This is a genomic window from Streptomyces sp. NBC_01352 (genome assembly GCF_036237295.1).
GTDB classification, from domain to species: Bacteria; Actinomycetota; Actinomycetes; order Streptomycetales; family Streptomycetaceae; genus Streptomyces; species Streptomyces plumbiresistens.
Genome location: NZ_CP108354.1, coordinates 9,902,566 through 9,914,472 on the forward strand (window position 1 = coordinate 9,902,566; position 11,907 = coordinate 9,914,472).

At 66.0% G+C, this 11,907-nt stretch carries 6 protein-coding genes and 4 pseudogenes; 8 read left to right on the forward strand and 2 right to left on the reverse strand.

Translation table 11 applies throughout. The features are described 5' to 3' along the window. Nucleotides 1-26: 26 nt before the first annotated feature. From OG252_RS45410 to OG252_RS45445, 7 genes and pseudogenes are all read left to right on the forward strand, one after another. A complete protein-coding gene (locus tag OG252_RS45410; RefSeq protein WP_329345367.1) occupies nt 27-608 on the forward strand; it encodes a DUF2461 family protein in 582 nt (193 codons plus the stop codon). A 60-nt stretch (nt 609-668) separates the two neighbouring features. Continuing rightward, nucleotides 669-1,137, forward strand: a pseudogene (locus OG252_RS45415) (HAD-IA family hydrolase); the annotation flags it as partial. A gap of 44 nt (nt 1,138-1,181) precedes the next feature. Then, nucleotides 1,182-2,054, forward strand: coding sequence for a DUF317 domain-containing protein (locus OG252_RS45420; RefSeq protein WP_329343724.1), 873 nt, complete (start codon nt 1,182-1,184; stop codon nt 2,052-2,054). A gap of 220 nt (nt 2,055-2,274) precedes the next feature. Further along, nucleotides 2,275-2,691: pseudogene (locus OG252_RS52480) on the forward strand (DUF317 domain-containing protein); the annotation flags it as partial. A 322-nt stretch (nt 2,692-3,013) separates the two neighbouring features. Then, complete coding sequence (locus OG252_RS45435) at nt 3,014-3,892, forward strand: hypothetical protein (RefSeq protein WP_329343729.1); 879 nt, start codon at nt 3,014-3,016, stop codon at nt 3,890-3,892. A 64-nt stretch (nt 3,893-3,956) separates the two neighbouring features. Continuing rightward, nucleotides 3,957-4,967, forward strand: a complete 1,011-nt coding sequence (locus OG252_RS45440; protein ID WP_329343731.1) for a SpaA isopeptide-forming pilin-related protein — start codon at nt 3,957-3,959, stop codon at nt 4,965-4,967. 458 nt (nt 4,968-5,425) lie between these two features. After that, nucleotides 5,426-10,153, forward strand: a complete 4,728-nt coding sequence (locus OG252_RS45445; protein ID WP_329343733.1) for an ATP-binding protein — start codon at nt 5,426-5,428, stop codon at nt 10,151-10,153. Between the two features lie 37 nt (nt 10,154-10,190). Here the strand turns inward: OG252_RS45445 and OG252_RS52485 are convergent. Both OG252_RS52485 and OG252_RS52490 read right to left on the reverse strand, forming a co-directional pair. Then, nucleotides 10,191-10,658: pseudogene (locus tag OG252_RS52485) on the reverse strand (DinB/UmuC family translesion DNA polymerase); the annotation flags it as partial. A gap of 53 nt (nt 10,659-10,711) precedes the next feature. Next, nucleotides 10,712-10,843: pseudogene (locus OG252_RS52490) on the reverse strand (hypothetical protein); the annotation flags it as partial. A gap of 646 nt (nt 10,844-11,489) precedes the next feature. Between OG252_RS52490 and OG252_RS45450 the strand changes: the two are divergent. Continuing rightward, nucleotides 11,490-11,819 (forward strand): hypothetical protein, encoded by a 330-nt coding sequence (locus tag OG252_RS45450; RefSeq protein WP_329343735.1) that lies wholly within the window; start codon nt 11,490-11,492, stop codon nt 11,817-11,819. Nucleotides 11,820-11,907 lie beyond the last annotated feature (88 nt).

Below are 11,907 nucleotides of genomic sequence, written 5' to 3' on the forward strand. Positions count from 1 at the left end.
GATCACGGGTGAGCTATCCTCCGCGCATGCGCGGACAGTTCACCGGCTGGCCGGAGCAGGCCATGGACGTGTTGTGGCAGCTCCAGGGCGAACCGACCCACGCGACCCGCGAGCGCTGCCGCGCGGACCGCGAACGCCTGGTACGGCAACCGATGATCGCTCTGCTCAACGAGGTCGCGGACACCGACCCCCGGTACGAGGACTTCTCCGTCTGGCGTTACCGCACCGACTCCTGGTGGTGGCAGCACCAGGGCGCCGTGATCCGGCTCGGCCGCAAGATCGAGATTGGTCTTCGGTTCTCCCTGGACGGCCTGCGGATCCAGGGCGCCTGGTGGTACCCCGATCCCGGCCAGGTGGACACGTTCCGTAAAGCCGTGGCCTCCGAGAGGAGCGGCCGCGAACTGTCCGCCATCGTCGAGGACGTGCGGAAGAAGGGCTACGACATCTCCGGGGACGTGATGAAACGACCGCCGCGCGGCTATCCGACGGACCACTCCCGTACGAACCTGCTGCGTCACCGTTCGCTGATCGCCACCCGTCCCCTCGGCTGCGAGGAGTGGCTGCACACCCCCGAGGCGGTCGACCGGGACGTGAAGCGCGCCGCCTGACATCACGAGGGCGCCGCTCGGCACGGGAGCAACCACACCCGTGTCGCCAGCCCCCGCGCTCAGAAAGTGATGTGGACCGTCCATCGCCCGATAACCGTCCGGCACGGCGCAGGTGAACTGAGCGATCTCGCCTACTGGGCGAAAGAGCTCGGCCACCACCCCGGCCCGCGCTGGCTGCGCACGCTGCGGGCCGCCGATATTGCCATGTGGACCCGCACCGACGCGCGCGTCCTCGACATCCTGCCCCACCTCAGCAGCGTCCTGGATGCAACTGACTGGCGGCGCGGGCTGATGACCGACGCGTTGCACTCCGCCCGCCTGGGCCTGTGCAAGCCCGATCCGGTTGCGTACGAACACGCCCTGGCCGCCACCGGCGTCGCCGACCCGGCCCGCGTGCTGCGTCGACGGTCACGAGGATAACCTCCGGGCCGCCGCCGAGCTGGGCATGCGCACCCTGCGCTACACCGGCCAACCCACAGACCTGAAACAGCAGATGCTGCTTGCCCTCGCGGACAGCACCGGTTCCTGACCGCGCACCACGCTGCTCACTCATCCCCGACCCTCTGGACTTTCGTGCCCGACACAGAAGAGATCGACGGCGACGTCTACGTCTCCCCCCGCCACTTCGCCGGCAGCACCGCCGTCGGCGACCCTGCGCTGGAGCCGCTCCTCACGCTCGGCTTCGACCTGCGTCACGATGATCTCGGAAACGCCTACGTCACCGCGCCCGACCACCGTGTCCGACTCGGCTTCCTGCCTGAGGGAGACGACGACGGACTATGGCGGATCAACGCCCATCGCGACCGCTTCGGCCCGCCCGCATGGGGCGTCTCCTTCAACGACGCGGCGCCCTTCGAGTTCGTCACCGCATTCACCACTGCCCTCGCTGAGGCGTACACCGCCGGCCCCGACATCTACCTTGCTGAGCCCGATCTGCAGGACCCCGAGCTCGGCGCCTTCGGCGCCGTCGTCCCGCTGATCAAGAACGGCTGGCAGTTCCAGCAGCCGCGCTGGGGCGTGCTGGAACTGCAGTCCCCGGACGGGATGGCCACCTGCGAGTACACCACCGGCCGCCTCGATCCGGAGAAGGAGTTGACCACCCTGGAGGCCCGCTGGCACCTGTGGGGCGGACCGAAGAACGGTTACGCCCGCTGGTACGCCACCGCCACCACCAACACCCCCACCGCTCTAGTGAAGGCCATCACCCACAGTGTGTCCGACCCGGCGCCCCTGCCACGCTGGAGGGACGCGATGCTCCCTGGGCTGCGCGAGGCCGCACAGCTCACTCCCGTCACACCGCCCGCGCCCCCGGTCCCGACCCCGCTCGACGTTCAGCGCGCCCTCACCCGCCGCCCGCCGGCACTCGGCACCCGCAGCGTCCCACGCTGGAGCACGGCCACCCTTCCTCCGGCGCCCGCCGCCCCACGCACGGCAGCGCGCCGCTGATCCGCCGCCACCCACGACCAGCAACTCCGCCCGTCGAAGGGACCTTGTGTCACTCAGCCCTCTGGACGATCTCGACGACCACGACGTGGTCGAGGTCCTGCCCCGCCACCTCGCCGGCCCCGGCATCCACGACCTCGTCGACGCATGGCCCTTCTCTTTTGATCAGGGCTGGACCCTCCACCATTCCGGAGACGGCCCGGCCATCGTGATCAGTCCCGGCATGCAGCTGCTCGCCGGGCACGTACCGTCCGAGGACCACGTGCGCGGTGGCGAGTGGCTGATCGCCGCACACAAGGACCCCTTCCAGCCAGCCACCTGGACGGCCACGCTCGACGCCAGTACTCCCGTCGAACTCGTTCGCGACCTGTATGCCGAAGTGCTCGCGCTGTGCGAGGCGGACAGACGGGGCGAACGCAACCTGCTGCGCCCAGACGACGTCCGCCCCCAAGACGTATACCTGCCGTTGCTCACCGCCGGCTGGCAACACACGGTCAAGACGGACGGAGTCCAGTACTTCCGCAGCCCGGACGGCTACGGCGTGCTGCAACACGCCTACGTGCACAAGAACGTGGCCGCACCCGTCTGGTCCGCGTGGGGCGGGCCACCGGACCACCCGCTGTGGAAGGCCACGTTCTCCTCCGCCGTGCCCGCCTCCCTGGTCGCGGCGTTCGCCGCCTCCCTGGCCTCACCCGTGCCGCTCGCCCGCGTCGTGTGGAACATTCCGGCCGACACCCGCCTCCATCTCACCCTCCCAGCCGCTCTGACCGATGCCGCCGCGCGCCAGGGCGCCCCGGCACAGAGCCGAGAGTCGGCACCCTCGTCGCCGACTCTGCCGTCCGCACACGCCGGCGTCAGCGCACTGGGCACCGGCCCGCGCCGACCGTCCGTCCCGCCCCGACGGCCGGCCGACCCAGGTAACCGCCCCGCAGAACCGTCCGCGCCGAGGAGCACCACCACCGTTGTCCCTGCACGCCCAGCACTTCTTCACCGACCTGCTCGACCTGCCCGTCCACGAACGACGAGTGATCGGCGACGCCTGCTACGCCATCGTCTCGCCCGACTCCCCGCTGCGGCTGCGCATCGAGTTCGCCCAGACCATCCGAGAAGGTGAGTACGGCGGACTGCGCCTGAGCATCCTCCACCCGGACCGCGGCGCCCTCGACCACGCGTACCTGTCCTTCGCCGACCACGGCACGTTCGCCGTCCGGGACGCCCGCCTGGGCAAACAGCCCGGACATGACGGTTACGGCGTCGTACGGGACTGGCACCATGACGACACCTCACCCTGGATCGGCGCCGCCGTCATAACCCTGAGCCATGCCATCCAGGACTACCTGAAGGTCTGGACGCCCGAACCGTTCCCGCCCAGCAGCGCCGACAGCGCAGGGCGGCGACCGGCTCAGCTCGATACGGATCCTGAGCCGTCCCGGGGATGCTGGCTCACAGACGCCGACTTCCTCACCCGCCTCCACCAGGCCACGCCCCTCTGGCTGGACATCGTCGACAGCGTCCTCGACGACGGACTTCCCCTCACTCAAGCACTGACCGGCAGCCGCGAGCACGCCGCCCAACTGCTCGACATTCCACCGGCGTTCGGCCTCCTGATCGAAGCCGAGGCCGCGGCCCGGATCGTGCATGCCGCCGGCCTACCGGCGGACACACTGCGCGGTGCCTCCGTCGCGCAGGGCCTATCGCACATCGCGACGTTGCCCATCGAGGACCAACACCACCTCGTCCGGGCCGCCGCCCGCGGAAGCACGATCGACGCCCCCGCGCACCTTCCAGGGCTAACCCGTCCGGCCCCGCCGCCCCAGCCGTCGCCGGCCCGCACCCGCTGACCGACGTTGTCCCGCTTGCACCGACGGGCAGCCCTGCCCGCGTCCCCTCCAGGAGAGTTCCTTCTTGCCTACCCGTTCCGCCCGCCGCCTGTCCGCCGTGGCCGTCACCGCTGCCACAGTGACCGGCGCGGTGGCCTTGGCCCCAGCCGCCTCCGCGAACACCCCCGAGCCGACCCCGTCCACGTCCATCACTCCGCTGAGCGCGGCCGGGAACGGCGGCGTCACCATCCTGAAGAAGGACTCGGGAGGCGATGTTCTCGCCGGCGCCACGTTCACCCTGCTCGACTCCATCGGCATGCAGGCCGCCAGCGGCACCACCGACGCCGAGGGCCGGCTGATCTTCCAGGACCTCGCGCCCGGTGTCTACCGGCTCAAGGAAGTCTCCAGCGGTAGCCCGCTGCACGAGGTTGTCGACGACCAGGACGTCATTGTCACCCCCGGTGCCGACACCCCGCTGACCATCATCGACCCGTTCAAGCCCGCCTCAGTTCTGCTGAAGGCCAAAGACGACAAGACCGGCAAGCTGTTGGCCGGATCCACGGTCAACATCGGCGGCGGCGACAAGACCATCCTGACGCTGACGACCAGCTCCGACGGAACGGCCAGCGGCAAGCTGCCCATCAACTCCCGCACCGGCAGCGACTTCTGGGTCAAGCAGGTGAAGGCTCCCGAGGGCTACGAGATCTACAAGCCCTCGAAGGCGTTCAAGGCCAAGCCGGGCGCCCCCGCGACCGTGACCGTAACCAACGCCAAGAGCGCCACCACCCCGCCGCCCATGGAGAAGCCGACCGACAAGCCCACCGACAAACCGAGCGACCGGCCCATCCCGGACAAGCCCGGCCAGGAAGAGGACACCTCGACGCCGTCTGCCTCGGGCACACCGACCTCCGACGAGACCGCGTCGAGCACCGTGGCCCCCGCCCTCACGGGCTCGCTCGCGCACACCGGCGCCGACGCCACCCCGTGGCTGATCGGTGGCGCCGGAGTCCTGATCGCTGCCGGCGGAGGCGCCCTCTTCGTGGCCCGCCGCCGACCCACGGACAACTCTACCGACGACGGCTCCACCACGAGCTGACCTCACCCGCCTCACTCCCCAAAGCCCCCGGAATCGGATCGTTCGATTCCGGGGGCTTCGTCGTGGGCGCTTACGTGGATGTAGCGTCCACGGCCTCGTGCGCACCGATTCCAGCGGAAGCGCCGGAACCCGGACTTGGCGCGCACTCGTCCCGTCGGTCGGGCATGCGCAGAAATGGCAGTAGCGGTTTCCGCCGGGATGAGAATGATCAGTCAGGGCTATCCGGAGTCGGTTTGTCACAGATCCTGGCCAGCAGATCACTGCAGGATTCGCGCCACAGACTGTGCTGCTGCTTCTCTAGGACGTGGCATGCATCGTCCATCGGGAACCCCGTATCCCGATACGGAGTTGTCACGCTCGCGCCCGACCCGCAGCGCCGCAAGTGACGCCCGGCGGGCATCACGCTGACACTCGTATTACCATGCGCTCTACAGGGGTCCCGGGGAGGAATCAGGTCCGTGACAGATGAACAGATGTCGGCCATGGGTGGTGGAGTTGCCGACAAGCTAGGCAACCGCTACGAAGGCTGGTGGACGGTCTGGCGAGGCGTGGTTCCGGTCCTTCGTGGCCAATACGACGCCATCCAGGTCGAGGTTCTGGGGCTCCCTGGCGAAGCAATGGAATTTCGCCTCTACGGTCACCAGCCGTCAGGGGCGGACCAGGTTCATCAGTGCAAGCGCAGCCGCGCCTCTTCTTGGACACTGAATGCCCTTAGGACGGAGGGCCTATTGGATCCCTTCGGGCGCCATTTGAGGCAGGAAGCCGAGGTGGTGTTCGTCTCAGGCGCGTCATGCGCTTTGGAGAACTTGTCAGACAAAGCCCGTCGCCTCTCTGTGGAAGATTGGATGGCATCTTTCACGGCCCCCGAACAACGAGACGTAGAAACGCTCCTTGACGCATGGGAATCCGACCATACCGGTGTGCATAGTCTGCTGCGACGATTCACCTTTCACTTGATCAACGATCATCCACTCAAGGACGCAGCGCTAGGTTCTTTGGAGACGCAGGTAACCGGGGATCCAAAAGATGCCTTGCTATTCATCGGCGATCTACTCCTGGACCACCTCTCAACTCGGCTGACGGCTCAGTTCCTGTGGTCGGCCTTGCGCGATGGGGGATATGCACCTCGCGATGGCTACGACCACTCTTCTGCGGTAACCGTGCGGCAGGTTAATGAGCGCTACATCGAAGGTGTGCGCAGGCGAAGGCCACAGGCCCTTCCTCTGATCGTCCGACCCGAGGTTGAGCAGCTTGTCAACGTTTTGAAGGACCCGGCCGGAGGACCTGGTGTGGTCGTGGCCGGCGCTCCCGGCGCCGGAAAGTCCACTGCTCTGGCCGAGGTGTGTGCGCGACTGGCAGCAGACGGCGTGGTCGTCGGGGCGCTACGCCTCGATGTGACGGATGCATCCCATACGGCACGTCAGTTGGGAGCACAGGATGCCGTTGGCTTCGGCGCCTCTCCATCCACGGTCTTGGAGCGAGCAGCTGCTGGTGAGCCGAGTGTCCTGGTGATTGATCAAATGGACGCGCTGTCCCGCTCCAGCGGCCAAGGCGAGCCAGCCCTTGGCGGAGTCCGGGAAGTACTCGAGACAGCACGGGCCAATGGAAACATGCGGCTGCTCGTTGCTTGCCGTCGCTACGACCTGTCCAACGACCGTCAGCTCAAGGGACTGTTGGGTGACTTCCCGGTTATCGATCTCGGTCCGCTCACCGATGAGCACGTCCGCCAAGCCCTGATGGATTTAGGAGTCGATCCCGCTGCGCTGTCCGTCAGACAGCGGAAGTTGCTGAGCAGTCCATTCGCGCTGCGCCTCCTCACGGAAATAGTCTCCGATTCTGACAGCGATGGGCTAACGGAGTTCGACATCACCCGTGCCACAACACTGACGCAATTGCTTCATGCATTCGACGGTGAGATGCGTAGACGGCTAAATCAGCGTCTTGGAGTCGACAATTACGCTCGGGGTATCGCAGAGTTCGCGCGCCGGCTGAGCAGTACAGGATCTCTCTCCGCCCCTCGCAGTGTCATCGGTGAACCCGGCCCGGATACACTGGACGCACTCATCGGGGAAGGAGTACTGGTCGAGGACCGCGGCCGAGTGCGCTTCTTCCACGAAGAATACTTCGACTACGCATTCGCGAGGCAGCACATCCAGGCCAGCGACTCAGCCGTCAGTCTGATCCAGGGAAAGTCTCAGGACTTGTTGTGCCGACGCCTGGCCCGCGCCGTCCTTTCTCTGGAGCGCGAGCTCGACCTGGACCAATACAGAGACGACCTCGAAGCCATACTCAAGCATGCAACGGATTATCGATCGCACATTCGAGCAGCCGTACTGACTTGGCTGAAGTCTCATACCTCAGTAAAGCGTTACGAGTTCGAAAACGTCACCAACCTTGCTCTCAGTTCCACCGACCCTCTCACTCGAAATGCCATGCCCGTTCTGGTGAGTTCTGGCTTCGTCCCGTACCTGCTGAGTCATGGACTGATGGACAGCATCAGCGCCAGCTTCGAATCTGATACCGACAGATCCGGGGCCTCAACCAGTGGATTGATCGGATTTACTCCGGACCAAGCCCGATGGATGCTCACGGAATCAGCAAGGGTCTCACCCGAAGAGATCTCCGCGGGCTTGGTACCTGTGGCGCGTGACCCGGGCATTGCCGTGCCGTGGGCACGCATGCTCCTGTGGACGGTTTTTCTCGCCGGTTCAGCCGCAGGTCAAGCCACCGTAGACCTCTACTGCGCGACCGCGACGACGATCGGGAACGCTTACGCAGCTATGCCGGATACCGCAATGGACGAAAACACCTCTGAACAGACAGCACTTGGCGCCGCTGTCGCCGCGCTGTTCGGCTCGGATGGATTTCATGCTCTCAGCACCCTTGCTGGACGTCCCTCCGCGCCAGTCGCGACCGCGCTGCGCGCCTGGCTTGCAACCCGAGCACAGATCGCGAGGGCTTCTGGGGCTCGGAACGCTTTCGATCATTCAATCTTTCCATCCCGAGAGGGAACAGGACTGCGGATCTTCGAGCGTGCCGCTGAGCGTGCCCCAGTCGCGTTCCTGGAGAAGCTGATCCAACCGCTGCTCGAAGAATTCACCGAGATCGAATTCGAGGTGCGGTGGCGTCCTACAAGAACTCCCGATGAAAACGGCGCAGGGCTACGGGACAGGGGCATCGGTACGGCCGTCGGTTTGCCTCCTGATCTGGAAGGGGAAGTGGTCGAGGGGTTGCGGACGGCGCTGTGTCTGGCTGCCGTTGAGCATCCGGCCGAGGGAGCGCTCTACCTTGAGCAGTGCACCTCGACCGATCTCCTTTTGGCTCATCAGCTCGCGGCCTCGGCCTTCAGCCAGTGCGCGCCGGAGCTGTACCCGGCTGCTCTGGCCTGGGCTTCACGAGATGATGTGCGTGGTCTTCCGCTGAACTCCACGGTTGCCTGGGCGTGGGGAGAGGTTCTGGCCCATCTCGCGGACGCGGGGACAGATTCGGTCAGAGAAAGAGCAGTGGCTCTCGCCATAGAACCGTATGCGTCACTGGACCTCGATGCCGTCTCCGCCTCGGCCAGTAGCTCCGGGTCAGGCGCCACTGCCGCCGACAGAGATAAGCAACTGGCCCATGAGCAGCTCGTGGCGCTCTCCCTCATTGAACGGCGGATCGATACCCGGCTTGACCAATCAGCACGTGAACGACTCACTCGGCTGACGGAGTCGTTCGGGACCGCACCGACGACCTCTGACGCCTGGGTGCATCTCTTCCGTGATGGAGACTCCGAATCTGAACCGGGACCGCTTACCGATGATCAATGGATCGAGGCAATCGACGACTACGACCAGTCCCCTGTCCAACTGGGGACTTTGGAGTCGGCAGCGCGTTCTGAGCCGGTGCGGTTTGCGCGATTCGTGATGGCTCGTATCGGCCCGCAGCACGATCACCGGTGCACCCTCGCCATCCTCCGTGGGATTGTCAGCGCTCTCGATCTGCATTCCGATGAGGAACTCGGAGCGGTCGTCGACATGGTTGCATCTGTATCGAGCTGGGAAGTCGAAGTCTTCAATCGGCAGCTGTGCTCCCTGCTGGACAAGCTTGCAGGTGCTCACTTGCCTGAGCGGGTACTCGCCTGGCTCGTCACCGTCGCTACGACTGCGGTCGACCCGAGCCCCATGGTGGTGTCCGATCCCGGCGAGGAACACGTCAACGCGGGTCTGAATTCCGACCGAGGGGCAGCAGCCTTCTGCATTGCGCAGCTGCTCGGCCCCGGGGAGCACAGAGCGGAGCGATTGGAGGCACTCCTGCCGGCCATCCGCAGTCTCGCAGTTGATGACGCAGGCCAGGTCCGCATCTGGTGCCCGGTGATCCTGATCCGCGTCCACTTGGCAGATCAGACCGTTGCCTCTGAACTGAGCCGAAACTGGCTCGGCCTGGCCGATGACGCCCAGTTCCTCGCCCCGTACCTTGACCGGCTCGCCTGGCAACTCCTCCACAGCGATGCAGATCTGGGACTTACCCTCGTCCAACGGATGCTGGAGACCGACTCAGTTGATGCCCACCGCCGTGGCGGGGCGCTCGCCGCGATGGCCGTCTTCCTGGGCATCGGGTCGCTGGAGCCTGAACGGAGACGGCGCCCGCAGGCTCTGTTCGAGCAGAGTCTTCGGGACGCGGCTTCACGCAGTGGAGTGGCCGAAGCGCTGGCTGCGCGCGTCGAGGATCTGCCTCAGGTATCCCATGCCCCAGATGTCGAGGAGAGCGCAGATGAGGGGCTGCTCGTACGCCTGCTCGACGATGAAGATCAGACTGTACGCAAAGCAGCGATCGGGTTCGTGCGCCATATAGGCGGATCGTTGGTCAGGCGCGAGCGGCTCCTGGCGGCTCTGGTGCCGACATTGGCGTTCGCAGATTTCCCGCAGGAGGTCTTTCACGCACTCGACCAGGCGGGTGCGGAGTTGCCAGTTGCTGCAACTCTGTCCCTGTGCGAGACCTGGCTGGGCGCCGGGAAGCGGACTGTGGGAGACATCAGCACACGCGACTCCGCGATCGCCTTTGAAGTAGCCGACGTCGCTTTCTCCGTCTATGCCAGTACTCGACCAGGAAGCTCGGAGCGTGAGCGCACTCTGGATCTCCTGGACTCCTTGGTCGAGGCCGGAGCGATCGACATCGACAGGAAGACCGACGAGTGGGCAAGTCAGTGACGCGGCTCTGGGTGAGGATCTCGCGATAGCTCTCGGTTTATGTCCGGTGCTGCCGAAGTCCCAAAAGGGTCAGGTCAGTCCGGCTGTGCTGGTAGGTCGCATCGCATTGGGCCCGAAGCGGGCCCGAGCTCTGACGGCTGCGGCCTCGATCCGGCGTGTCTTGTCGTCGCTGGTACCGAAGGCGAGCTGTCGGGTGGCCGAGTTCGCGTCGAACAGACCATCCGCCCGCAGGGTGATGCCTCGGACCCTGGCTCGCTGTAGGCCGAGGGTGGCGTACAACGCGTAGGCGGCAAGGGCGCAGTTGTGGGCTGTGCGCGGTGGGCTCCGGCAAGGCGCAGTTGCGTGTGGTCGTCGAGTGATCGGCGTATCGGACGGTCAAGGTCAGGGATCGGCAGACCTGTTGTTCACCACGGAGTTGGATGCCAAGGCGTTCGACCCAGGTGGGACAGGACGCGGCGCTGCTGGTCGGAGTTGAGTTCGTCCCGCCCGAAAAACGGTGCTCCGCGCAAAGGGAGCGAGGCGGGGCGCCCGGGCGACACGGGTGGGGTCGATACCGGCCGCCCGCTGATGCAGCTGCCGCCCGGCGGCCGTACCCAGGATGCGTTGGAGTGTGTCCAGCGGGGTGCCCGCGATCGTGTCGAGGGTGGTCAGGCCATGGGAGGCCAAGGTGCGTACGGTCGCCGGCCCCACTCCTGGCAGGGCGGCTGTCGGAAGGCCCGCGAGGAAGGTGACGATGTCCTGAGGGGTGTCGGGGATGGTGCGGATCGCGCCGGGTACTCCACGGTTGGCGGCCAGCTGGGCGAGCAGCGTCGCCCGGTACCGGCCCGAGCACGAACGGACGGTCGAGCATCAGGCCCTTGAGGTGCTACGCGAATTCCTGGCCAGCTTCCCCGAGCCCAGTCAGAAACGCCGCTCTATACGCCGCTGGCCGCGGGCATGGAGAGCGCCCAGCGCCCTCAATGTGCCTTGAAAGCACAGGCGTTGCTCAACGGGCACGCGTCGTCCGTCCTGGCGGGTGACGCATGACCAGCCCGGCTGCTCCGCGCTCTGCCTACCAGACGGCGGGATGCCGGTGAGCACACTTGTACTGCGGTGGCTGCTGTCGCCCCGGACCAGTTGGCATGCGTGGCGCCTTGTACAGGCCAGCGATGGCACCCTCTCCTTCGATACTGCTTGGCGGCGTACACGAGTGGACAGGCATCCTGAGGAAAGGCCTTACCTGGAGTACGGCCACCGTTCTCCCAGGTACCCGTCGTCCCGCAGCGGTCTGCCTCCTCATGCAGCTCGGCCATCCGACGGCGAGCGGTGAGCTCGGAGGGAAAGCACTAATGGAGACATGCAAGAACTCCATGTCAGAAGCGGGCCGCCGCGTCGGCAGCTGCCGGATCGACTCCGCGCGGTCGGGCTGGGCTGGCACCCGCTGCTTCTGCGGCTACACGAGCGGCTCCTCACTCTTGAGCCGGGCTACCGGATCGAGGACATGAAGGAGAAGCTCGGCGGGGTCCGGATCCATGTCACGGCTGCCTCCGTTATTGCGCACGCGGAGATGAGCGGCGTTCTCACTGAAGCCGAGAAGCAGTCCGAGACCATCTGTGAGTTCTGCGGGGAACCCCGGCGTCGTAGGCGACGCAACGATGCCCCAGCAGGTTGGATCAAGGCCGTCTGAGACGACTGCTACGCCAGGTGGTCGCACCACACGATCTTGATCGTCAACGGGGAAGTGCGGCATCGCAACCAAGAAGGCCGCTAGAAGC

Bases quoted from the DNA above. Each gene is read 5' to 3' on its own strand.
- OG252_RS45410 (WP_329345367.1), top strand. From the start codon at position 27: ATGCGCGGACAGTTCACCGGCTGGCCGGAGCAGGCCATGGACGTGTTG.
- OG252_RS45450 (WP_329343735.1), top strand. From the start codon at position 11,490: ATGCAAGAACTCCATGTCAGAAGCGGGCCGCCGCGTCGGCAGCTGCCG.